General features: G+C 53.8%; 22 protein-coding genes. 7 read left to right on the top strand and 15 right to left on the bottom strand.

Going from position 1 to position 22,256, the window contains the following annotated elements:
* Window positions 1-144: 144 nt before the first annotated feature.
* From HBO12_RS27725 to HBO12_RS27715, 3 genes are read right to left on the bottom strand one after another with little or no spacing between them, the layout of a single operon-like run.
* A complete protein-coding gene (locus HBO12_RS27725) occupies window positions 145-2,646 on the bottom strand; it encodes an Hsp70 family protein (protein WP_076965117.1) in 2,502 nt (833 codons plus the stop codon).
* Entirely contained in the window at window positions 2,643-2,996 is a 354-nt protein-coding gene (locus HBO12_RS27720; protein ID WP_076965116.1) for a hypothetical protein, read from the bottom strand. The genes HBO12_RS27725 and HBO12_RS27720 overlap by 4 nt, the downstream gene beginning before the upstream one ends.
* 8 nt (window positions 2,997-3,004) lie before the next feature.
* Window positions 3,005-5,125 carry a tetratricopeptide repeat protein gene (locus tag HBO12_RS27715; RefSeq protein WP_076965115.1) on the bottom strand — a complete coding sequence of 707 codons (2,121 nt, stop codon included), beginning with the start codon at window positions 5,123-5,125 and terminating at the stop codon, window positions 3,005-3,007.
* Between the two features lie 673 nt (window positions 5,126-5,798).
* On the opposite strand from HBO12_RS27715, the gene HBO12_RS27710 reads away from it, so the two are divergent.
* From HBO12_RS27710 to HBO12_RS27685, 6 genes are all read left to right on the top strand, one after another.
* On the top strand, window positions 5,799-6,065 hold the full coding sequence (locus HBO12_RS27710; RefSeq protein ID WP_076965114.1) for a hypothetical protein: 267 nt from the start codon (window positions 5,799-5,801) through the stop codon (window positions 6,063-6,065).
* Window positions 6,066-6,100: 35 nt separating this feature from the next.
* Window positions 6,101-6,283, top strand: a complete 183-nt coding sequence (locus tag HBO12_RS27705) for a hypothetical protein (RefSeq protein ID WP_076965113.1) — start codon at window positions 6,101-6,103, stop codon at window positions 6,281-6,283.
* A 27-nt stretch (window positions 6,284-6,310) separates the two neighbouring features.
* Window positions 6,311-6,790 (top strand): hypothetical protein, encoded by a 480-nt coding sequence (locus HBO12_RS27700; protein ID WP_130898276.1) that lies wholly within the window; start codon window positions 6,311-6,313, stop codon window positions 6,788-6,790.
* A 356-nt stretch (window positions 6,791-7,146) separates the two neighbouring features.
* Window positions 7,147-7,287 carry a hypothetical protein gene (locus tag HBO12_RS27695; RefSeq protein WP_154220710.1) on the top strand — a complete coding sequence of 47 codons (141 nt, stop codon included), beginning with the start codon at window positions 7,147-7,149 and terminating at the stop codon, window positions 7,285-7,287.
* Between the two features lie 659 nt (window positions 7,288-7,946).
* Window positions 7,947-9,065, top strand: a complete 1,119-nt coding sequence (locus HBO12_RS27690; RefSeq protein WP_083743128.1) for a phosphoadenosine phosphosulfate reductase domain-containing protein — start codon at window positions 7,947-7,949, stop codon at window positions 9,063-9,065.
* 123 nt (window positions 9,066-9,188) lie between these two features.
* On the top strand, window positions 9,189-10,973 hold the full coding sequence (locus HBO12_RS27685; RefSeq protein WP_076965112.1) for a phosphoadenosine phosphosulfate reductase domain-containing protein: 1,785 nt from the start codon (window positions 9,189-9,191) through the stop codon (window positions 10,971-10,973).
* A 180-nt stretch (window positions 10,974-11,153) separates the two neighbouring features.
* Here the strand turns inward: HBO12_RS27685 and HBO12_RS27680 are convergent, their stop codons facing one another.
* The 9 genes from HBO12_RS27680 to HBO12_RS27640 all read right to left on the bottom strand — a co-directional run bounded on the left by HBO12_RS27680 (window position 11,154) and on the right by HBO12_RS27640 (window position 16,682).
* The gene (locus HBO12_RS27680) at window positions 11,154-11,630 is read right to left on the bottom strand and encodes a GNAT family N-acetyltransferase (protein WP_076965111.1); all 477 of its coding nucleotides are present in this window, start codon (window positions 11,628-11,630) and stop codon (window positions 11,154-11,156) included.
* Between the two features lie 67 nt (window positions 11,631-11,697).
* Complete coding sequence (locus HBO12_RS27675) at window positions 11,698-11,964, bottom strand: hypothetical protein (protein WP_076965110.1); 267 nt, start codon at window positions 11,962-11,964, stop codon at window positions 11,698-11,700.
* A gap of 160 nt (window positions 11,965-12,124) precedes the next feature.
* Window positions 12,125-12,859, bottom strand: a complete 735-nt coding sequence (locus HBO12_RS28545) for a helix-turn-helix domain-containing protein (RefSeq protein ID WP_236466703.1) — start codon at window positions 12,857-12,859, stop codon at window positions 12,125-12,127.
* On the bottom strand, window positions 12,856-13,188 hold the full coding sequence (locus HBO12_RS27665) for a type II toxin-antitoxin system HigB family toxin (protein WP_038445807.1): 333 nt from the start codon (window positions 13,186-13,188) through the stop codon (window positions 12,856-12,858). Before HBO12_RS27665 ends, HBO12_RS28545 begins: the two co-directional genes overlap by 4 nt.
* 150 nt (window positions 13,189-13,338) lie before the next feature.
* Window positions 13,339-13,980 (bottom strand): SOS response-associated peptidase, encoded by a 642-nt coding sequence (locus tag HBO12_RS27660; protein ID WP_038445805.1) that lies wholly within the window; start codon window positions 13,978-13,980, stop codon window positions 13,339-13,341.
* Window positions 13,981-14,008: 28 nt separating this feature from the next.
* Window positions 14,009-15,307 (bottom strand): translesion error-prone DNA polymerase V subunit UmuC, encoded by a 1,299-nt coding sequence (gene umuC / locus HBO12_RS27655; RefSeq protein ID WP_038445804.1) that lies wholly within the window; start codon window positions 15,305-15,307, stop codon window positions 14,009-14,011.
* Entirely contained in the window at window positions 15,297-15,725 is a 429-nt protein-coding gene (locus HBO12_RS27650) for a LexA family protein (protein WP_038445802.1), read from the bottom strand. The genes umuC and HBO12_RS27650 overlap by 11 nt, the downstream gene beginning before the upstream one ends.
* A gap of 216 nt (window positions 15,726-15,941) precedes the next feature.
* Window positions 15,942-16,115: a hypothetical protein gene (locus HBO12_RS27645; protein ID WP_162843699.1), complete on the bottom strand. Its 174-nt coding sequence runs from the start codon at window positions 16,113-16,115 to the stop codon at window positions 15,942-15,944.
* Window positions 16,116-16,151: 36 nt separating this feature from the next.
* Window positions 16,152-16,682 (bottom strand): hypothetical protein, encoded by a 531-nt coding sequence (locus HBO12_RS27640; protein WP_076965109.1) that lies wholly within the window; start codon window positions 16,680-16,682, stop codon window positions 16,152-16,154.
* A gap of 589 nt (window positions 16,683-17,271) precedes the next feature.
* Here HBO12_RS27640 and HBO12_RS27635 point away from each other — a divergent pair.
* The gene (locus HBO12_RS27635) at window positions 17,272-18,162 is read left to right on the top strand and encodes a hypothetical protein (protein ID WP_038445799.1); all 891 of its coding nucleotides are present in this window, start codon (window positions 17,272-17,274) and stop codon (window positions 18,160-18,162) included.
* Here HBO12_RS27635 and HBO12_RS27630 read toward each other — a convergent pair.
* From HBO12_RS27630 to HBO12_RS27620, 3 genes are all read right to left on the bottom strand, one after another.
* Window positions 18,141-20,081, bottom strand: a complete 1,941-nt coding sequence (locus tag HBO12_RS27630) for a DEAD/DEAH box helicase family protein (RefSeq protein ID WP_038445798.1) — start codon at window positions 20,079-20,081, stop codon at window positions 18,141-18,143. The two genes, HBO12_RS27635 and HBO12_RS27630, sit on opposite strands and share 22 nt — an antisense overlap.
* 515 nt (window positions 20,082-20,596) lie before the next feature.
* Entirely contained in the window at window positions 20,597-21,793 is a 1,197-nt protein-coding gene (locus HBO12_RS27625; RefSeq protein ID WP_038445796.1) for a hypothetical protein, read from the bottom strand.
* 354 nt (window positions 21,794-22,147) lie between these two features.
* Window positions 22,148-22,256, bottom strand: a 109-nt coding sequence (locus tag HBO12_RS27620; RefSeq protein WP_138762977.1) for an IS3 family transposase, incomplete at its 5' end; no start/stop codon positions are given.

Below are 22,256 nucleotides of genomic sequence, written 5' to 3'. Positions count from 1 at the left end.
TTGGGGACGATAGAGAAGACGGAATAAATCGTACGCTAAGCGCTTCGCCTGGGCGCGCAGCCCGGAACGGGCGAAGGCAAGAGGGCTTATAGTGCTTCGTGGTGGAGCGACGGGCCGGTGAAGACCCGCCGCAAACGGCGTTGCTTAAACGATACCGGTATAGAGTCGCACGTCTTCCTCTGCGCGCTCGGTATCGGGAACAAGCATCCACAATTGACCATTTACATCACGCAAATCGTCCCAGTTCTTGGTCGCAACCAGCCGGCGTCCATGGTCGATAAGTTGCTTGGCCTGCGCTTGATCGTTCATGGTCGGCCGTATCTCTTCCAGGTGCTGGAACATACCAACTAGGAAGTCGGGCTGGCGAGCTAGGATTTGGAAGTGAAGTCGCTGCAATTCGCTCGTCGCAGCGTCGATACGCTCTGGGTTGGTTGAGTGGATATGCAACTCCTCTCGGGCCAGGATTTCCTTCAGCTGATGCCGCTCGCGATCGTTGCCCGACTCTTGAACCATGGAGGCCGTATCGGACTTGACCTGGAGATAGTTTGCTTTTGCAGCATCGATCCGCTTGGATGCTGTCAGCTCAAAAATCCCTTGAGCAATCTTGCACTTCTTGTCTTCGAGCTTGAAGCGATCGTCGGTCACGTCATCGCTAGAAAGCGATGCGCTCTCAACGATAAGCGACTGGAGTTCGTCATTCAGTTTCTCCAACTTAGCTGCGCCATCATGGTTGTGGTTCGCCTGAGCGTCCTCAATCTCTGTCTGGATCTTCGTTTCGAGCTGAAGCACCTCGGTGGCCAACAGGCGGGTATCGACGTGGCGGGCCTGGCCCTTGAAGACCTGAGAGAACTCCTGTCCCGTACCGTTAAGGTAGGCGGACACCGTCAAATCTCGTGACTCCGACATTTCGAAGGTCAGATCCACCTCTGTGCCGCGAAGAAGGTCACGGTTAATTTGCTCACCGGTGATAGCCAATATTCCAATCGGCTTATTGGTCGATGAATGTTTTTCGGATGGTCCTTCAACGACCATGATGGTGATGGCGTCGCGAGAGCCTTTGACGATGGTCTTGGCGATCTCAACGGTGCGCTTCCCTTTGGTAGGTAGTACGCAGTTCTTAGCAAAAACAAGGTCGAGTCGTGTGTCCTTGGTAGAACGATCGTCCTTAACTAGGCAAATATCTTCTGGAAGCATCTGACCGGCGACGCTGTAGCGCCCCTGTGCAATCTGGATCGAATCAAAGCCAACATCGATGATGTTGTTCTGGCCGTCAAGGATCTTGAAGGTGAATAGATTGAAGGATCCTTCGCGCAGCGGAAGATCTTCAGCGATACGGGTCGTGAGGGGCTTCAGACCACTGTCAAAGGAGCCGTCGTCATTTGAGATTCTATAGAACAGACCGGCGGTATTTCCTTCAACCTTGGCGGTAAAGGTTTCTTCGCTTTCCTGAGAGTTGCGGTTGTAAACAGCACGAAACTTGATTTGTGAGTTCGTCTGGGCTTTCGGCGCAGCGCCTTCCTGCTTGAATTCCTTGCTGCCCGCAAAGTAAGCAGCTCCGATGGTAATCGCGCTGGTCGGATCAATCGATGTATTGACCGGGATGTTCATCATCTCCTCGACGCGCTTGCGAACGTAGGGGCTGTAGGTCGAGCCACCCACCATCAAGATGAACTTGAGATCACTCGATTGCAGGGAGTTGCGCGTCAGAATTTTTTTCATCATATCGACAGTGCCATCCACTGCGTCCTTGATGACATTTTCGAATTCAGAGCGAGTGATATTCAGGATGGTGTCAATGGCATTGCCCTCGTCATCCACGAGGTCACGAATCATGCCCAGATCGATTTCCGCCGATGCCTTGGTGCTCAATTCGATCTTGGCTTCCTCCGCCTTGTGCAGCAAGACAGTCCAAAGCTTGTTGTATTTGCCTTTTTCGCTTTTCATTTGAGCAAGAAGGTCTTCGAACTTTCCGCGGCGGTTGATCTCCGGAACAAGGATCCTCTCAACGATCATCGAGTCAAAGTCAGATCCACCTAAATAGTTATCACCTTCGTGATCAACCACCGTTAACTCCCCTTCGACAATCTTGACCAATGCTACGTCAAAGGTACCGCCGCCCAGGTCATAAACAATCCATTGGCTGTTCCGAAGGTCGTCGCTCTTTTCCTTGTTCGCATACGCCAAACTAGCTGCAATCGGCTCTTGTAGCAGGACAACGTGCTTGAAGCCGGCTGATATTCCTGCGTCCTTGGTGGCGTTTGACTGCACCGTATCAAATGAGGCGGGTATGGTGATTACCGCAGCTTCGACTGCTTCGCCGGAATGTACAAATCCCTTTAGCTCCTTGAGAACAAAAGCAGAAAGCTCGATCGGAGTCTTGGATGCATTCAGTGACTGAATCTTGATGGTTTCTGTAGTGCCCATCTTTCGCTTGAAGCGGCTGGCAACGCTCTTCGGGTCCTTTTCGGCATACGTGCGAGCCTGGTCACCTACCATGATCCGGTCATTTCGGAAGCCTACGATCGACGGGAGTGTTTCCTTGAAGCCGTTGGGATTCTTGAATACCTCGACTGACCCTTTGTCAAATTTAGCGATCAGCGAGTTGCTGGTTCCCAGGTCAATCCCGAAATTGATCATCTTTGTCATTGTGATACCTCCTCCTTGCTCTGTACTACAACGATCCCTTTTTGCACAACCCGTGAAACCGGGCCATTTACCAGCCTAATCACAGGCTTGATGACCTCAGTGACTACCAGATTCTCAATGCCTGCTCCGACAATGGTGGCTTCGAGGTCCGTGCGTGTCTCTTTGAAGGGCTGTCCCAGCGGATCCTCGATAATCAAGGACTGCTGTTCGAATTCCTCCTTGATTCGGTCAACGTTGCGTTTAGCGTGTCCAGGGTCGCCGTGAACTTCCAGCTTGCGTTCTATTTCATAAAGGCTGTTCAGTACGACAAGCGTCCAGCGTGGTATTTCAATTGGCGGGGGAATGGACATGACTATCCTTAATCGCAGTTGAATGACATTGGAAATAATCGGAGCAACATGGCGTTTGGAACGTCACGTAAGCTGATAGGGAGAGACTTCTTTCCTCTGATTTTATCTACTACTATGGCTGAGCCATTCTGAAGCACGACATCTATCCCACTCCAAGGCACTTGATTTTGGCTGGTGAAAATCAGCCATTTTGATTCGAAGCTCATGCCATTTTGTGTGATCTGGATCGGACCAACTGTCAGGGTTCCGCCACGTTTTAGCTCGCCGAGGAGGTTTTCCATCACGTCGGGAATGATGTAGTGAAACGCGGCATTGACGAGCTTTTCGAACAGCTCATCCTGTTTGTCGCGGTCGGAAGATGTCCATGTAAGCATGTACTCCTTTCCAGTCCGCCGCTTAGCGGCGAATAGATAGTTATGTGAGCCATTTTGCTCGACCATTATTCCCCAGCGTAAGGCTCGGATCTCATTCGCTGGGCACAGGTCACCGTTATCGGAAACGCCTTCCTTCGTAATTTTCCAGTGGCGAGCATTCCCGAAGGTCAAGTGAGACTCGTGCTCTCGTTGCTTTTTGATCATCTCCGAGATGGCTTCGAAGTCTTCTTTCAAACGCTGTGTGAGCTCAATGGACTTGAAGGAAAACTCTTTACTTTTCTCAATAATCGCCAAAGAAAGTTCCGAGTCTTCATGGACGTTGTGCGCATCAATGGCAATGCTTCTGACCAAACCTACCGCTTCATTTTGCAAGTTGCGGAAGTAGGGCGGCAGCAGATTCAGGATGCTGATGATTTTGTGCGTCTCCAGAACCTCATCGATCTGTTTGACCGTTACTTTAATAGCCTCTGCCCGATTCTTGAGCTCCCGTAGCGGGATCAATATGGAGTCCGCTTCTCGTAATGCGTTTTCAAAGCAGCGATCGGCATAGGAGGGCATGACCCAGCGACGGCCATCGAGCAATGCTTCAATGACGGGCACATCCCGGGCTGCAACGGCCTTATTAAAAATGCGGTCGTACTGTGCTGAAAATGGATCGCTTAACCACTCCCTGAGCGCTTCGGAAACACTCACTCGCTCGATAAAATCGAGGGGCGACCACTCTTCGTCCAGAAGGAAATGGTTGATATCGCCTTTTGACAAAAACTCCAGAAGAGGTTTGCACTTATATACTTCCCAGTGATGGGAGGCGACCTCTATGTCGGACAGCTTTTCCGCTAACTCAATCGCCTTTGAACGATCGACAGTTAGCCCAGGCATCCAATGTAGTTTTCCCTCCTCAAGCTCAATTTCCTGAAGTAACGTCTTTTTCCATTTTTGGACAACCTTGGGTTCAAGATCACCGAAATCGAAGTCTTTCGGGCAATTCAGGAGCTGGAAAGGGTTGATGTAGATCGAGTACCACTGATCTTCCGCCTGGCAGAGTGACTTTCGGGACGATTGAACCTTGCGAGCCAAATCCAAAAGTGGAGCCTTGACAGACAGGATGCGGTTTGGCGCCTTTTCGTTAGACTCGTCTTTGCGCATGACCAAGCGCCAACAGTCAACGGCATCAACGTCTTGGGACACGTCATCCAAGTTGTAGGCGAGGCCCAGGTTGAAAAGCGATGCGGTGTCATCGCTTTGGTGCGCGTTGCGCGACCAGTATTTGATGGCATCAAAGCCATGGTTGTTGAGGAAATGTAGGATGCCTAATCGATTCAGGTGCCATGGACTGAGACTCTCAAGTTCATCGAGCTTGGTGAGTACTAGAATTTCTTCCGCTCGCTTCTCAGTGTCATTGTTCTGTCCGTAGATATGAGCAAGCCCTCGTAGCGCCTCAATCTCCTCATTGTCACAGTTAAGTGCAGTCTCGAACGAGCTTGCTGCTTCCTCAGGAGCCCCCAGATCAAGCTCCAAGCTGCCCCGTTTTGCCCACGCTTGGGCAAAGTATGGGACTTTGTCGTTGGTTTCCTTGAGAGCTTCTAGGGCAGCCTCTTTCCTGCCTAGGGAAATATTGTTGAGTGCCAGAAGCCACCAGCCATCAGCATTGTCGGGATCCTGGACCGTGGCTGCTTTGGCAGAAATTACTGCTTCCTCGTATCGATCGCGCCTACGTTGATCTCTAGCCTTTTCTATTAGCTCTTCTACGTCCATATTCGTATTTTGGATCCAGTTATGGCAGTGGCGAAACTGCCATGATTCTGGCAATTTCGGATATGCGCAAGAGCAAGCCGACCTCCCGCGACCAGCGCCGCATCAGAGTAGGGTCGATTTCTGCATTTCCTGACGCTCCAGCGTCCACCTCTATTGCCTCAACCTGACAGGCGAAGCGCTTAGCGTACGATTTATTCCGTCTTCTCTATCGTCCCCTACCTGAGTTGTATCAGAGCGACTTGGAACTCTCCCCTAAGCAAATGGAGGAGAAATACTCTCATCTCGGAGGTGAACATCCCTTCTTGAACAATTACCAATGGCTTCAAACTGTCCGTCACAACCAGACCCAGTTGGGCTACTGGGAATGGGTTCGTGGAGAACTGCTGACCTTGCGCCGTGACCTTCTTAACTAATTTTTAACTTGGCTAGCTACTTCACTTCGACCGAATAATCTTGTGTTGGCTTGTATTGCCTGAGCACCAGACTTTGACAACGTTGGTCGTAGACCAGACCATGCAAATATCGCTTGGGCGCTATGCCCGTGCAGCTCGCCCGCATCAGCCGCGCCGTCTAACTAAGGAAATCGCTCAGCTGCACCCTCAAGCCCGCCCCGTGCGGGCTGAGGTCGTAAAGGGTTAGCGATTTTTCGCGCCCATTTCAGAAGGATAATTTCATGTCGATCCAAGCATTGCGCGCTGTATGGGGTACTCAATTCCCGCTTCTGAGTGAGCGAGTAAAAGCGAGTTTGTTCAGCCAGCTCGCTCACATCCAGGACGCAACCACCGAAGCCGCCGTAAATGAAGCAGTATTCTTGGCTAAAGGCTTTATCGTCGCGCTCCTTGAGGCTGAACTGACCGACGAACAAGGTATGCATCTATTAGGCACAAGCCTGTTGCGCGTTGAGAGCGAGGCTTTGGCTCGAATCCGCGCTACCCGCTGAGTCCGGTAAGTATCTAAAGTATTCGAGGAAAACCTATGGCCATCTACGACGAAATGCGCGCCCAACTCCAGGAACTGATCGAGCTGTTGGAGCAGGATACGCAGTACACCGCTGCTGTTGCGCATGGTGCGATTGTGGCCGACCAAGGCACAGCGCAGTCCCACCAGCAGCGTGCTGCTCGCATCGTCGAACTGAAGCGTAATTACGGGCTCAAGTGACCCCTCACAGCCACAACGGAAAAAGCCATGCTCAGAAAAATGGTTACATTTAGTTTGATCACTTTGATAAATGGATGCGCGTCGAACAATGTTGCACCAGTTCTACTGTCTAATCCGAACGTAAAAACTGTAGTAGGTGCTCAGGGCTATCCTGTCTTGGACGTTATTCGCTTTGAACGCCACAAACCATCTACCCTCGAGCAAGCATCGCAATGCATCAAGGCGAGCGTTGATGGTCTAGAAGCTGCTCCAATTTTGATAGCCCAGAACGTACAGGCTTCAGGTACAAGCTCATTCGAGCCGCCACCTCCATCGATTGGTAAGCCGTTCCGCTTCACTCTGACGGCCAGCACTGGAACCTCAACTGTCTTCACTTTCGAGCGAATCCGCTACACAAACGCAGGGCCTATTGGCGCTATAGAGGGGATTGGAGCAGAGAACGCTTACGAGGTAATGCGAGATATTGCAGATAGAATCGAACGATGTTTGCCCCTTGCCAGCACTTAATAATTCACAACGTGCAGTACCCAAAGCCCTGCCGTCGAACGCTGGGCAGTGGCAGTAGAAACATGCCAATTCAGGCACTCGGCTAGAGCAGGAAAAATATGCCTCGCACTTACCCTCCAGGGTACTGCCCTGATAGATGCTCCGGCGGTCGATCAGATCGACAAATGACCGTACAGGAAGGAATGCTTTACCAGCTTCCAGATACTGTTCGTGCTGAGATCACGGCACACGGCGGCGCTAAGCGGTGCACATACTGCGGTCTGGTGTATTTGTCAGCACCGCTCCAAATGGGTGGCCGCCTTGGGTTCTGGAACTCTGGTGTTCGGGGCCAAGGCTGGGCAGATTAGGAAAAAGCCGTGAAGTTTCGCGATGAGTTGAATCTCCACCATTGGGGAGATGTGGCAGAGATAACCACGACCAGCCCCGCAGATTTGATCGAAGCAGGGGACAACGAACTTCATGCGCTGCGCCGCAGCGCGATATCGCGTGTTGCGTGAGCACTGGTTGCGGATCGAGGAAGGATCGACAGTGCACCGTACCCGGGGATTGGACCTCTGGTGCGACAAGCGTCTACCAGCCTCAAAAGATCAATCACCGAAAAGTTGACGGATAAGCACCATGGACGTGAAAGCCAACCTTCACCCTTGCGCTCATTGCGAGCGCACTGGCACATGCAGTAAAGCGGCTAATGGGGCCACATGCGCCTCATGTGTGCAGAGCAACGACCTGAAAGGATCTGGGCACGTTGGGCTTCCATGCGGAATCTGCGGCGGGCTGGGCCATGCCGAGCCGAAGACGGAACGAATCAACAAACGTATGCAGCCGATTTTGGCCATCGTGACGTTGTACTTCTTAATGGCGGCCATTTTGGTAAGTGCTACCGTCAAGAGTCCCTACTTCTCAGAAATTCTGGCCTTCGCCAGTCCCCTGATCGGTGTAGTGCTGGCATTTTACTTCAGTGCGCGCAGCAGCACTCGACCATAGGAAAAGTCGCCCAGGTTCACCTTGGGCCTCACCATTGTGCGGGCCCGGGTCACTACCTATTTCTCATCTCGATATTAGGAGAACGCCTCCTCCTGCGCCCATCATTTGGGTTTATCTGTTGCCGTCATAGGTTGAGTCTGTAAGCACCAAATAGGTGTTATGAGGACAGCCAATGAACGCGTCAATCTCCCGCGAACACCAGTTCGACGACCAGGTAGTTATCCCAGCGCTGGGCCAGCAGCTCAACTTGCTTGGGTTCGAGCCTGAGCCTGCTGTGCTGGCAGAGGGAACCTATTTCGATGCCCCGACAGTGGATCTCGACAGCTATGACCACGTTGTAGTCTGTGTGTCTGGCAAGGACAGCATCGCTTGCCTGCTGGCACTGATCGAACAGGGTGTGGATCTGCGTCGTGTTGAGCTCTGGCACCATCGGGTGGATGGTGCAGAGGGGAGCACCCTCATGGACTGGGCTTTCAATGACAGTTTTATCGAGAAGTTCGCTGCTGCATTCAATCTGCCGCTCTATTTCTCATGGTTGCAGGGTGGCATCGAGGGCGAAATGCTCAAGATGGAAGCCTACTCCAAGCCTCACGTGGTCGAAACTCCAGCCGGAACTATCTGCCTGGATCGCGATACCAGTCGGACTTCTCCAGCGACCCGCCGCCGGTTTCCTCAGCAAAGCGCCAACCTGGCAACGCGCTGGTGTAGCTCTGCAGCCAAGATCGACGTGGGCCGCCGGGCCATCACCAACCAGGGGCGCTTCCTCGGTAGCAAGACCTTGTTCGTTACTGGCGAGCGCCGCGCTGAGTCGAGCAACCGCAGCAAATACAACCAGTTGGAGCCTCATGCAGTTGACCGGCGCAAGGGTCGCCTCGGCCGGCACGTAGATGCTTGGCGACCGGTACTGCACTACAGCGAAGAACAGGTGTGGGAACTGCTTGCTCGCCATCGGGTAGAGGCACCTGTTCCCTACCGTTTGGGATGGGGGCGCTTCAGCTGCATGACGTGCATCTACAACTCACCAAAGGTATGGGCCACAATCCAAAAATACTTCCCAGAACGGGTCACCCCGATAGCAGGTTACGAGGACGAGTTCGGCTGCACCATCAGTCGACAGAAAATCAACGTGGTGGATCTGTCGGCCACAGCGGACGCGTTTGATATCACCGATCTGGACGCACTTGCCCAAGGGCGCCAGCGCGAGTACACGCTGCCGATCTTCACGCCCGAGGGCAAAGCCTGGCAGTTGCCAGCTGGAGCTTTCGTAACAGAAGGCTGCGGATCGGTTTAAAAAACTCCTCTGCGGTTTCCTCACGAACCGAGGCCGTTCTCAATCCCTTGGGATTGCCGATGCCTGCCGTACCTTGAATCCATCAGCTCCAGTGAGGAGTTGGATTCAAGCACGGAGCTTGTCATGCAGCTGTTCGATTTCGATCTATTCTCTTCTGCTGGCGTCCAGGAGATGCCTGCCAAAGTTATTCGTGGGCCTAAGAAGACGTTGGCCGAGAAGATTGCCGAGGCGGTCGACGCTGTGAAGCGCGTCGTGCGAGCCGGCAAGCAGCCTGTTGTGGCGTGGAGTGGCGGCAAAGACTCAAGCGTTACGCTGAACATCGCGTTCACTGCAATTCGCGAGTTGGCCACCGAAGGTTTCGAGGTGCCAACCTTGAACGTCATGCACTCCGACACCCTCATGGAAAACCCGGTGATCCACTGCTACAACCAGAGCCAGATGCAGCAAATGCAGGCTTACGCGAAGGCTGAGGGCATCGAGTTGAAAGTGTGGGTAGCGAAGCCAGGCCTGAGCAATGACTACTTAGTTAGCATGGTCGGTGGGCGCATCATCGCCAGCGTTGGCTCCAACGCCAAATGCCAGCAAATGACCAAAGCAGACCCCATGAAACGAGTGAAGAAAGCAATCCTTCGCGATGTTTCGGCGCGCCTGGGCCGAAAGTGTGCTGATGACGATATCGTTTCGCTGATCGGTACCCGGTTCGATGAGTCCGTGCAGCGCGAGCGGAAAATGTCTGAGCGCGGCGAGAGCGCCTTTGAAGCTGTGAACCTCGGCGCCGGCGCTGGCTCGCACGACTGGGTACTCAGCCCAATCGCTGAAATGACCACCATGGACGTGTTCAGCTACATCGGCCAGGTGGTAGCCGGTCGGATTGAATGCTACGACCGCTTTAATCGGTTGGTTGAGATCTACCGCGACATGAATGGCGGTGACTGCATGGTGAACGTCTACCTGGCAGGGAAACAATCAGAGCGCCCCGCGTGTGGCCATCGCACAGGCTGCTGGTCATGTACCCGTATCTCTCGAGACTCGTCCGCCGAGAGCATGATTGCCAAGGAAGGCGGCGAGTACGAGTGGCTCAAGCCCCTGAACGACTTGCGGAACTACATCAAGGCCCGCCACTTCGATCCGAGCGCTCGATGCTGGCTGGCGCGCACGGTTGATAAGGAAACGGGGACGATAGAAATCGCTCCGAATTCCTACTCGCCGGCATTCACCAAAGATTTGCTGGGAATCATGCTCACGATTCAGCTCGATGAATTTGACGCTGCACATCAAGCCGGTATTGAGCCCCGTTTCACACTTCTGGACATCCAGCAACTGCTGGCAATAGAGGCGCTTTGGGGGCGGTATGGGTACCAAAAGCCTTTTACGGCAATGAGGGTGTTCCTGGAGGTCTACGAGCAAGGGGTTCGCTATGAAGTCCCGAATATAACGTCGCTGCCAAAATATACCGAAGCGGATCTGAGATACCCAGAAGTCGAAGTCCCGTTCTGTGATGATCAGTACCTGGGAATGTTCAACGGCTTACGCAGTATTTCCCATGCGGCTGCAGATGCAGAGCTCCTGACCAGAACACGCAATGGCATGTTGGTCATGGACGTGGTGACCAGCAGTGGGTTTGAGATCGATCGCGAGGGCGCAGAGCTATTCGTGAACCTTGAATTGGACAACGCCCTGTCTCGAGTTACCTTTGACCAGTCTCCGACCGCTGGGCTGCACTACCTGCTGGGGTTGGGAACAATCGCAATCTTCAAGGGTGATCATTCCGACTGGGACCGGATGATGCGCATGTCCAATCAGATCTTCAGAAGCGATCTGCAGCCCATCTTGCACGATCGGGCTAGGCTGATCAGGAAACTTGGCGGTCATACCCTTGGCCAGCTTGAATTATTGCCAGTTCCATAGGCGCAGTAGGGTTAACCAGCTACGAAGAATGGAAGAATGCCCGTTTCAACTTCAGGGCTTGTTCCAACTGGTTGATAGTCAGAGCACTCTCCTCATTTTGTAGATGCGATAATAGGGGCTCCCTACTGACCTGGCACCGCGTCTGAGGATTGGACTTGTGGTGTACCTGGGCGACTTCCTTCAACACTCTATGAGTCGGGTAAATGCCAAAGCGGCCTCACCAGAAACGCTATCAGTTGTCAGCTCTGGGCTCTGCGATATGGTCTTGGTTGCTACCTTTATCGAGGCGAGGTTGGACGTGCCTACGACAGCCTCGATGTAGAACTGTTTCACACCGTGCCGGGCCAGCCCGTTGCGAAGTTCTTCTAATCCCTGCACAACAATTTCAGTTGCCCATCCTCTCCCGCGATAAACTTCTGGAACGGCATATCCGATTTGAAAACATGCAATGCCGTCTATGGGATCAACACTCACAAACATTGACATCGCCTTGACTCGGCCATGCTCGACCCGGGCATAGGTGTACCTAACACGACCATTTTTTTTATCAGCCACAACCCGCACAGACTGGTAGTTTTCAGCAGGGTGGGTAGGCATACCTTTACGAACCTCCACCTGCAGGCTCACGAGTGCCGCGAGCGGGTCAGTCATTGACATTTGATTATCCCGTTAATGGTTCAGTTGGTAACCGTGACTGATTTCTGTTGGTTAGCGGACTTAACCGTTACTGGGCACCCTCGTCCGACAGTCGACTACTGGCCTGCACCATGGTTTCAATCAGTTGGCAACTGATGACCCCGCCCTCTTGCCTGGTGATCAGACCGGCATCTACCAGGGCTTGCAGATAGCCCTGTCCCTGATGGAACTCAAGCCTAACCTGATCTCTGGATTGGGCTGTTCGAAGCTGTTTCAGACGCTCCTCACAGCTTCGTTGTATTTGTTCATTGGGGTACTTGGCCTGTACGTCGAAAGCGGTAGGCTTGTCGGTCATTGTGTCTCTCCTATTATTTTCCGTGGCTTGTGGAGCGTGTGGTGGACGAGGAGACTCTCCGCTTCGCGCAAAAGCAACGTTCAAAGCCTTGGAACATGATTCGTACATTGCTCGCCAAAGTTCAATACACGAGTTGTGCAAAGGCTGAATATTTGAGGAATTACGGCTTAGGTCCACGGTCGCTTGGTTTAGGCGCACGCGCCACTAACCTATGATCATCATCTTGCCGAGTTGGCCACCAGCTACCAGCAGGTTGCGCTGGCCGAGCTGCCGGCTTTGATGGCTTAGCAGGCGCTGACGGCTTGAATGGCTTAGCAGGCACAGCCACTGCGGGTTTTGGCCCATTGCCCGAGTGCAATTTGAGCTTAGGGAGACTGACAGGTTGCTGTTTATTCGATACAGACATCGCTAAGGCGGCATCTACAGTAGCCTTACCAGGTGTTGGGGCGAATGCTTTCGGGTCCATGCTAAATCTCTCAGCTAGAGCGAACGCCATTCTATGGCTGATCGGTAATCTGCCGTTGAGCACCTTTGATACAGCTGCCTTATCGCCAATTTCCGGTAGATCTGAACCTGTGAGCTGCAGTGTTTCCATCAAATCTTTAAGCAGCTGCACCGGCGTGGTTTTGGCTGTGAAAGATTCGTTGAAGGCCTTGAACTGCTCACCGTCTTGCTCGTAAGCGAGAATAGCGTCCTCGAGCTCGACCAGAATCTTTTCCTCATACTTGTTGAGGTCATGCCCGTCGGTCAGCTCATCAAGCAAGACCGAGGCGCGTGCGTAGTCCGCGGCGTCATTAATGCCATTGACGAACTGGCCGCTCAGCTGCTCGAGAAGCATTTGGAGATCTTCGAGCGCGGCGCGCACGGTCTGCGAATTCTCTAGAACAGTGATCATGGTTTGATTCCTCGTTTGTTGCTGGCATACCACTCTGTAGCCGTGTCGTAGTCAGCATGGGTGTAAATGTGCTTCACATAAAGCTTTTGCCTGGCGTAGTTAACGCCTGCAATCAGCCTCAAATTGTTCCCACCAATATCAATTACTACCCAACAGTCATCAGCGCGGTATTTGAAGAGATCGATAGTGTGACCGAATATTTTTTCCAGATCCGTGTAGCTCTTTGGCTCTGCCTCCGTCAGCAATCTGTAACATCGTTGAAGCCCGCTCCGATCGTTCGGGTAGCGATTCGCGGCATCTTGAAACCGCTGCTTGAGCAATACGTCCATGGGCTTTCCTAACATTTAGGATCAAGAATACTCCAGTTGTGTATTTTGACAACTGATATTTCGATCCGCCTTCAGCGAAGTGCCACTTTTTTTGTACATGGGTGGTGCCGATGCTCAGGCTTCTGGTCGACACTGATAAATCACAGAAAATCACACAGCCACGGCCATCCGATCTGCTGGGTACTGCCGCATGAATTCCATGCTCTCGCAGGCTGGAGCTTTCAACCAGTCGCTGTATAGCCCCCGGGGCAGTATGACGACCATACGTTTTTCATCCTGGGGTTTGTGGTAGTTGCGCATGAATGGGTGATCGTCCGCGTTGATGGTCAACATGGTGTAGCTGTGCAAGATCTCCCCGGTGCCGGGATCGCGCCATTGCTCCCATAGACCCGCGATGCCCATCAACTCGCCATCTGTCCGCGCAATCCGCGTGGCTATTGCCTTTCCTGATCGCCAGTCAGGCTCATAGATGGCTGCTGCGGGAATAATGCAGTGCTGGGCCAGACGCCAGGCACTGCGAAAAGACGGTTTTTCCGCGACGGTTTCAGACCTGGCGTTGTAAGTACGCCGCGCAATTTTGGTGTCCTTGCTCCAGGACGGTATCAATCCAAATGAACCGGACAGCGCCTCTACCGGCATCTGCACCGCTCCATCGTGATCAACCTGTTCCGCGCGGCGGACGAAAGGCCCGATGTAGCCTGGCCATAGGTCCAACTTGCCCTGCTCATAGGGATCGATGCCGAATGTGTGGGCGAGCAGCCGCGGCGTCGGCGCTTCATAATGACTGCACATGTAAAAACTCCCTCAGATTATTTACGCCTCAATTGGCGTTCACCGTCCATAACTGGTCAAGCCTCGTGGTGTAGCTCTGGCTCATCAACTCACGCCGCATCGCCCAGGCCGGCGCTGCCGGCACTGCTGCGGCGCGCAGCGTACCCCGCCCCCACCGGTTATTGATCTCATCGAGGACATTCATCACCTTATCCGCCGCGGCTGGTTGCGTATGCGCAAAGAGATCATCTGTGAATTCACCAGGTTGACGCAGATCCATGAGCAAAACTTCGGCCTTGCTGTATCGAAACCCGGGGCGGAACAGGCGTTCTACTGCCTGTGTCGCTGCCTTGGTGATCAGGCGCACGTCATTGGTGGGATAGGGAAGCTCCACAAGAACGCCGTTGGCGTAACGCGCTTCGTCCGGGTTGAACATGCCGGTTCGAATACTCACGCGGATCTTTTTGCACAGAGAATGCTGAGCTCGCAGCTTCTCCGAAGCCCGTTGCACGTAGGTGGCCACCGCTTCCTTAATCGGCTCGATCGTCTCCAATCGCACACCAAACATTCTGCTGCAACAGATCTCCTGTTTGGACGGAGCTGCGTCTTCCAGCGCCAGACAAGAAGTGCCGGCAAGCTCGCGTATGGTTTTCTCAAGGACGACGCTGAATTTACGGCCGAGCAGGACCGGGTCCGCCGTGGCCAAGTCCATTGCTGTGCGAATGCCCAAGGCCTGCATGTGTGCCGACATGCGTCGACCAATGCCCCACACCTCTTCAACGGCGGTGTTACGCAATACCCAGTCGCGTTTGAAAGGATCGCACAGGTCCACCACCCCGCCAGTCTGCGATTGCAGCCGTTTTGCGGTGTGATTGGCCAGTTTGGCCAGTGTTTTAGTATGGGCAATGCCCACACCCACCGGGATACCGGTGTGTTTTAGGACTTTGGCACGGATCTTTCGGCCGAATTCGGTGAGGTCGCCGGGCATGCCGGTCAACGTACAAAATATTTCATCGATACTATAAATTTCTGAGTCGCAAACCATTGATTCTATTATGGTCATGACTCTTTCGGACAACTGACCGTACAACGCGTAATTGCTGCTGAAAGCCACGATTCCGTGCCGGCGCAAGGTGTCCTTGATCTGGAAATAGGGTGCGCCCATTTTGACGAAGGGCTTGGCATCGTAGCTACGGGCAATAACACAGCCATCATTATTGCTCAGCACGACAATCGGCGTGCTGGCCAGATCCGGCCGAAAAACACGCTCACAACTGGCGTAGAAGCTGTTGCAGTCAGCCAGCGCAAAAATCGGCAAGGCTGGATCGACGGCAGTATTAACGCTCATGATCGCGAACGCTGTAGTTAACCACACCCCATATCACCAGTTCGTCGCCCTCCATCACATATCTAGGCGGAAATTTGGGGTTTTCGGCCATCAACACCACTTGGCCATCTCGCTTGTGCAGACGTTTGCACACGCACTCGGTGTTGAGCGCCGCAATGACGATATCGCCATGTCGCGCCGTTTTACTTCGATCAACGATCACCAGATCACCGCTGAAAATGCCCGCGCCTTGCATGCTGTCGCCCAGGATCTTGGCTAGGTACACATGCGGTGCCCTGATATCAAACAGCTCGTCCAGAGATATCAGCTTTTCAAGATGGTCCGCTGCCGGCGACGGAAAGCCAGCAGATACCTGACACGAATACAGCGGTAGCGATTTACCACCGCTCGCAATGGGACCAAGAAGGGTCACGCTCATAAACCTGGCCTGAAGAAATAACTGTATGGATACACAGTTAACTGCGTACTCAACGCGCCGTCAATCTTCGCCGACCGGATGCACAATCGTTAGAGGTACCCCACCAGGACGCGCAGTGGGCTTTGAAGACCAGCCCGCCTTCAACCACTTTCCAGACGGGGGGATGCTTTCTTTGACTTTGGCTCAGGATAAATTCGGTCCAAGAGGCAGTTACAGTCAGAGCGCCCGCAAAGCTTCATCACAACGGGCTGCCAGCAGATCATGCAGTATTTCGGCGTCATTGGCCGCATCCACGCAATCGCGGAGCAGCGCTTTCTCCAAACAGCTTTTCAGCCAGTCACTGGTAGCAGGGTTGTTGAGAACTGCTTGAATTTTTTCGTCGATGGCCATGGTTCGAGTCCGATATCAAGTTTTGGGAGATTTTCTTCAGCGAGTAGCTGGCGCGGTACATGGCAGATCGCGACTCGGAAACTCGATATGCCGGTCTATGACTTCGAACACCGGCGAGATGAACTCTGCCGCAATTGCTTCGGACAGCGACTCCAATTCGAAGTCAGATACCTGCAGGCTCCCAGGCCAGATCTTGATATGTGCAGATTTACGAATGCCGACGCTTTGTCCTCGCTTGAACATCGCTTCATTCACGATGATCCCGAGCATCTCGGCCAACGCCACGCGACTCTTGAAAAGTCGAATGAGTGAGGAAAATTCGCAGTTGAGTATCACCCCGTCAACGATCACCTGGTTGGGCTTGATGTCGATGACGATGCGATTCGCTATCATTTTTTGCCACGACCGTTCCAGTAACCATGCCCCTCCCCCCGCGCCAAGGGTGATCGCGCCAGCAAAGAACCAAGTTCCGTAACCAATCGGTTCCCCGGTCCAGGGGGTGAGCGATGCTACCAAAGGCAGTGGCGCTATTGACATCGCTAGCAAAGCTTTTGAGATTTCGTTCATTTGAGGGCCATTTAATCGCGGGGTTTGAGCGATTATTTCATTCACCCTTCGAACGCAAGGCCGATTTCAGGACGGAAACCAGTCGGAAAACATCCACTCGAACTCTATTGCCGGCGGTGCGTTACGGGGAACACAACGGCTGTGCTTTCGCTGCCGAGAACGTACCTGCGAAGAGGGATCTGAAGGCTCGGCCTAGGCGGTTTGATGGTTTGATCCCACAATCGCTGGGCGTACACAACCAGCACGGCACTATCTACCGCTTTGAGCACAAATCCCTTCGGGACACGCTCTTCTGTGACCACTGGATCGTTGCTGGCACAAAGGTAGGCCACCATATTTGCACAGGTGTTCGCTAACCGCCCCGGGCTGAGCCAACTGACTGGTCCGAAACCTAGCCGTGAGGCGATATCGTCCGGAGTGACCTGGTGTCGAGCTAACGCTCGCTTTCCCGGGTTCTGGTAATCGCAGCTTCGCCGGGGATTTTACGTTCGGCGTGTTTGTGTGCTGCCTAATCAGACATCACACCTTGAAGCGTTGGGATTTCGGTAGGAGATGAGACGGTGGCCACCTCCTACCAGGAACCACCAGCATGGAACTCAACCGCCTCCCCGCTTGGCTTCAGGCTTACCGCGATGGCCATCGTCAAGGCAACGCCCAAGCGCTAGCAGCATATGCCGATTACTACTGTATGGACGGGTCAGCCGACATGGAGTTGGATATTGAGGAGCGGCTTGGCTACATCCCCCCGCCGATGGTCTCGTATGCAAGCCGAACCGGCACACGCCGCAACCTCGCAGCAATGCGCGGGGCGGGTTGGCGCTTACTCGTTTCTGCGGCCGGGGTTCTGCGCACTGAGGGGTTCGAGCATTACGCTTTGGACAACGGAGCGTGGAGCGCTTACCAGCAGGGCACGCAGTTCGATGAGCGTGCTTTCGGCCGTGCCGTGGATCTTCTTGGCGAAGACGCTGACTGGGTTGTCCTACCTGACATCGTGGCAGGTGGGATAGAGTCTCTGGATTTCAGCCTGCGCTGGCTGGATCGGCTGAAGGGATTTCCTCGAAGGTTGCTCATTGCTGTGCAGGATGGAATGGAGCCAGACGATGTGCGTGAGTTCCTGAGCCCATCCGTAGGGATATTTCTCGGAGGGAGCACCCCTTGGAAGCTGCAAACCATGGCTGCATGGGGTGTCCTTTCTCGTCGCCGCAACTGCTACTACCACGTTGGCCGGGTAAACAGCGCTCGACGGATCGGAATGTGCGCTGCCGCCAGTGCAAATTCCTTCGACGGGACCAGCGTGACACGCTTCGCCGACACGCTGCCTGCGCTCCATGCCGCACTATGCTATGCAGATTATCAGGGTGATCTTTTCTCTCTAGCCAAGGAGGACGTTGCGGCAACGCCATTCAATTGCTGTTGGCCGCTGCCTTCGAGACAGCACTGTTTTGATGGAGCCCACCATCATGAAGATGAGGTTATCTGAGCTTTCGCTGCCGTGGACATATCAGACGCCCAGTCCCGGAGATAACCAGGAACGATGAGCTTGTGACGAGCTCTCGATCCACCCGTGTAAAGGGCTGCAAAAGCCCTGCTCGCTGCAATTCGGTCGCCAGGCCCTACTTGACTGAGCAAGTCTGGAGCGAGCATCACTGCGTCGATTTCGGAATTGCGTGCGTCCATGACCCGGCCAAGCTGAAGCAGGGCTGTACCTGACACATCGAGGTTGAGTAACGATGCCTCGAACTCATATGAGCTATAGCCTTTGCTGAGCATCCGGTCGATGCGCTGAAAGCTACTATTTTTGCTGCCCATGTCCGCCCGGAGATCATCCCAGTGGGTGTATTTGAAGAGCGCGCTATGCTTTGGCCGTTCTTGATCATGGAACAGGCCTATGCAGTCGAGAATGAACCGGCGGAAGGTGTTGACTGCACCCGGTAGCAAACTGAAACGCGCGCCAGCGATGGCCAGGCGCTGAAACCACTCGAATAATCCCCACTCGGAATCTACGAGAATTGTCACAGCCCCAGTGGGAACCTCTGGCTTGTCGTAGTAAACAATCTTCGTCTCGATACCGTTGTTGCCCTCGATCGAGGCCAATTTCAGGATCGGGTGTTTGTCGATGAGGGGGTTTATGACTCCCTCGATTTGCCGGCCGGCGCGAATGGAGTGTGTGATCTCGTGCTTGCGGAGGGTGCTAGCACGCTGGTGGTAGCTCCCATCAAGGCGCTGGCATGCATCACCCAATGTAATCACGGGCTGAGTACAGCGGTCGAGAAATACCGAGAGTGGCCAGCTAAGGTCGTGCGCTTCGTCGACAATAATGTGGGTGAATTCTAGGCCTATCACTGCCTCATGAAGCAGGGTCATGTGCTTAATTCGGTGATACCCACGAAGCGGGAGCTGAAGGCGCGGATCGGTCGGCTCTATGGTCTGCTCCCACAATTTTTGCGCATACCCCACCAGCACCAATCGATCTACGGCATCAAGAGCAAGCCCCTTTGGGATGTGCTGCTCGGCTAACGCAAAATCAATGCTGTTGCAAAATGCGGCCACCATTCTTGCGCAGGCCGTGGCTACTTGAGCTGGGCTGAGCCTACTGATCCATCCGAAACCCAACCGTGACGCAATGTCTTCCGGGGTAACCTGGTGCCGAGCAGATGCCCGCTTACCTGGTCGGTAATAGCCGACACCTCGCTCGAGCACATAGTTGGCGAGATCTCCGAACGTCATTCCTCTCACGTTCGCGGCTCCGATTCGTTGCATCAATGCCTGGAGCTGGACCGCGGTGAAAGCCAGCACGAGTGGTCGGCTTGAGGAAAGCGAGTCCACTAAGCGTTCGATCATATGGGTCTTACCGGTACCAGCGAGGCCCTGGATATGAATGCTCTCATCGGGTTCGGCATGAATAATGCGGAATGTACGGCTCTGCTGATTCGACAGAGAAATTGTTTTTCCCGATGACGTCTCGAACGAATGCTTGAGCGGGTTGAGCTTCTGGGCGTGCGCAGCACGGAAATTGAAGTCCCAGATCCCACCGTTGAGGAATTGTTTTGCGTCCAACGTCTCCTCATCAAGGAAGCGAACACGCAGTCGAGGCATGAGCGCCAGCCCGCGCTCAAACAACTCTGGCTTAAATTTGCCTGCGATCAGATTAGAAAAAGTACCTGGTGGATGCGTGTGGCTCAGCTCTGTTCCAATCGAAATCAACTCGGCCAGGGCTTTCTCTACGAGCATTTCGCTTTTCGGTTTACCGTCCAGAGCCGGCAAATTCTGGAGGACTGCCACCGAAGCCACTTGGGGGACGTCCCACTGCCCCAACAGGACGCGAGCAGAAGTACTCGGATCAACCAAGGAATTGGCCTGGGAAGCCAGCAGCGGGATGTAAAGAACCGAATCGCTCACGCATTGTTCTCAATGGGATGCACGTCTACGAACGCCACCACCAGTAGCGCCAGTGGCAGGGCTTAGCTACCCAGTGTATGCCAGGTCGGCCAAACGTCACAGCATCTCACCGCCGGTACCAGTTGAGCTGGCAGCACCTAGCGGCCATGAGGATTTGGTTAGGCGGTCGCAGGTAGTCGAGATACCGACTAAAACTTTTCGCAGTCGGCGGGCCGAGTCTGTGCCATTAAGCAGCATTTGAGAGCGGCTGAGGTCGTTACTTTCTTCCCAGCCAATTCCTCTGGTATTTCCATCACCTGACTCATGATGGCCTCGCTTACCAAAGCATCGCCTTTCACTCAAGAGGAAATACCCATGGCAAAGCATGACGATGACAACCGCTCCAACCAACTGAATCCTACTAGCGACGCCTACTGGAGTTCCCGTGGCGAAGATGAGCGCCCGGTGGACTGGGAAGACCAAATAGCAGACTGATGTGCAACGGGAAGGGTCGACATCAACTCGACTCTTCCCGATCAGACCAGGGGCTGGCCTAGTAAATTTCGAGCCTTGCGGTACTCCTCTACATAGGAAAAAAAAACCGCCTCGATTAGCGACTCTGAGAAACGTCTCTTTTGCATTTCACCCAGCATATACCGACTGGTCTCAGCGAAATGAAAGCAGTAAACCAAGCCTGTGACCTCAGCCTGGGCCTCGCTTGCAGTTAGACCGCGTAAAACAGTCGCCTTGTGTGCGACCGCCGTGGCGAACGACAGCACGCTGTTGCGCTTGGGTCGCCCTTTCTCGCCAGAGAGCCAATCACGCAGCGTGTGTTGCCGGGAAGCAATCTCCGGGAATTCATTTTGATCGTAGTCGTGCTCGGCCCAGATCCGACCCAAGGAAGATGAAAGGGTATCGTCGGCTGGGCAACGGCACAGCACAGCGAAATATTTCAGGCAGAACTCAACTGCATTCGTCCAGCCTCCCGCTTTCTGCCTCACAGGAAGCAGATCCGCGAACAACATTTCGTTCTGTTTCCCCGCCCGAATCGTAAGCACCCATTGGGCCAAACTGCTGTCCACTATGTGCCAGGCGGCGAAGCGAAGCAGGAAACTAGCCAGGTCCGCTAGCCGATAATTGATGAAGTCAGAGCCCGCCACCACCTTGTCAGCATCGGACTCACAAGCCAGCAGTTGCAGCATACGCTCGGGGGAGCCTGGAGCACCCAACGTGTGCATCAGCGAGCTATTGGCCAGAGCTTCCAATCTGGCCCGGTTAGTAGGCATCGCTGGGAGAATTTTGCACATCAATTGCCATTCCGTTTCTAGCAAGCCCGCCCAGTAAGCGCTGCAAACTTCACTCTGGAAAGTGCGGTGAACAAGGACAATCCATTGGGCGTAAGGCTTCCAGAGGGCATCCTTCCGCAACGAGTCATGTAGCAGCCCATGGGAACTAGGGTTGGTCGCGAGTGTTTTAGTGAGTTTTAGGATCTGGCTTGGCCGCAACTGCATGGCAGCAGGCGGCTTGCTCATCCATTTGCTGAAGGTCTTCCAGGTCAACCAGCCAGGCTGATGATTTTGCTCATAGCATTGCTTGGGCAACTCAGGCATGCCGAGCACATCGAAGACGAATTCAAGTGGAGGGAAGAAGGTACAACCTTCGCGATAGGGTACTAGAGTCTCGCCCGGGCTGTTGATCAGGTCGAGAAGTTTCTCACTGGCTTGAGCATCCATGTTTTGCAAAGCTCCAGACGATTCGAATCCAATACATTATTGGCTGATACCAAATCGTAGAGTAGCGCAACTAGGGTGATCCGCGATGCGTATGGTTTGTCGGTAGAGCTTTCGCTTTGCCAATGTGGACGGCAGGCACCTACCAGTGTGCCGAGGGGAATATCTCTGTCTCGATTGCGAACGTCAAGTGTGATGCCGGATTTCGCCCTGCTGATTGAAATTTGAGCATCGCCGGGGGAGCGTTCCCCGTCAGCTGCGGCAGGGCTTTATCCACAGACTTACCCCCATTTTCAGGGGGTAAATATGATGGAGAAAGCACTGGGCAAGAAGACAGTATGAATCGCCCCGGGTTTCCTAGACACTCTCCAGGCTCGCTGCGTAACGCTTTTCAAACTCTACCGGTGACAGCTGATTGTTGAAACTGTGGCGTCGTTTTGGGTTGTAAAACATCTCGATGTAATCG

This window comes from Pseudomonas sp. WS 5059 (genome assembly GCF_012985525.1).
Classification (GTDB): domain Bacteria; phylum Pseudomonadota; class Gammaproteobacteria; order Pseudomonadales; family Pseudomonadaceae; genus Aquipseudomonas.
The sequence above is the reverse complement of the archived record's forward strand: the minus strand, read 5'-3'. Positions and strand labels throughout refer to the sequence as shown.

What these genes read in the sequence shown, in the direction of transcription:
- HBO12_RS27725 (WP_076965117.1), bottom strand. Translation starts at nt 2,646, where the DNA reads ATGACAAAGATGATCAATTTCGGGATTGACCTGGGAACCAGCAACTCG.
- HBO12_RS27720 (WP_076965116.1), bottom strand. Translation starts at nt 2,996, where the DNA reads ATGTCCATTCCCCCGCCAATTGAAATACCACGCTGGACGCTTGTCGTA.
- HBO12_RS27715 (WP_076965115.1), bottom strand. Translation starts at nt 5,125, where the DNA reads ATGGACGTAGAAGAGCTAATAGAAAAGGCTAGAGATCAACGTAGGCGC.
- HBO12_RS27710 (WP_076965114.1), top strand. Translation starts at nt 5,799, where the DNA reads ATGTCGATCCAAGCATTGCGCGCTGTATGGGGTACTCAATTCCCGCTT.
- HBO12_RS27705 (WP_076965113.1), top strand. Translation starts at nt 6,101, where the DNA reads ATGGCCATCTACGACGAAATGCGCGCCCAACTCCAGGAACTGATCGAG.
- HBO12_RS27700 (WP_130898276.1), top strand. Translation starts at nt 6,311, where the DNA reads ATGCTCAGAAAAATGGTTACATTTAGTTTGATCACTTTGATAAATGGA.
- HBO12_RS27690 (WP_083743128.1), top strand. Translation starts at nt 7,947, where the DNA reads ATGAACGCGTCAATCTCCCGCGAACACCAGTTCGACGACCAGGTAGTT.
- HBO12_RS27685 (WP_076965112.1), top strand. Translation starts at nt 9,189, where the DNA reads ATGCAGCTGTTCGATTTCGATCTATTCTCTTCTGCTGGCGTCCAGGAG.
- HBO12_RS27680 (WP_076965111.1), bottom strand. Translation starts at nt 11,630, where the DNA reads ATGTCAATGACTGACCCGCTCGCGGCACTCGTGAGCCTGCAGGTGGAG.
- HBO12_RS27675 (WP_076965110.1), bottom strand. Translation starts at nt 11,964, where the DNA reads ATGACCGACAAGCCTACCGCTTTCGACGTACAGGCCAAGTACCCCAAT.
- HBO12_RS28545 (WP_236466703.1), bottom strand. Translation starts at nt 12,859, where the DNA reads ATGATCACTGTTCTAGAGAATTCGCAGACCGTGCGCGCCGCGCTCGAA.
- HBO12_RS27665 (WP_038445807.1), bottom strand. Translation starts at nt 13,188, where the DNA reads ATGGACGTATTGCTCAAGCAGCGGTTTCAAGATGCCGCGAATCGCTAC.
- HBO12_RS27660 (WP_038445805.1), bottom strand. Translation starts at nt 13,980, where the DNA reads ATGTGCAGTCATTATGAAGCGCCGACGCCGCGGCTGCTCGCCCACACA.
- umuC (WP_038445804.1), bottom strand. Translation starts at nt 15,307, where the DNA reads ATGAGCGTTAATACTGCCGTCGATCCAGCCTTGCCGATTTTTGCGCTG.
- HBO12_RS27650 (WP_038445802.1), bottom strand. Translation starts at nt 15,725, where the DNA reads ATGAGCGTGACCCTTCTTGGTCCCATTGCGAGCGGTGGTAAATCGCTA.
- HBO12_RS27645 (WP_162843699.1), bottom strand. Translation starts at nt 16,115, where the DNA reads ATGGCCATCGACGAAAAAATTCAAGCAGTTCTCAACAACCCTGCTACC.
- HBO12_RS27640 (WP_076965109.1), bottom strand. Translation starts at nt 16,682, where the DNA reads ATGAACGAAATCTCAAAAGCTTTGCTAGCGATGTCAATAGCGCCACTG.
- HBO12_RS27635 (WP_038445799.1), top strand. Translation starts at nt 17,272, where the DNA reads ATGGAACTCAACCGCCTCCCCGCTTGGCTTCAGGCTTACCGCGATGGC.
- HBO12_RS27625 (WP_038445796.1), bottom strand. Translation starts at nt 21,793, where the DNA reads ATGGATGCTCAAGCCAGTGAGAAACTTCTCGACCTGATCAACAGCCCG.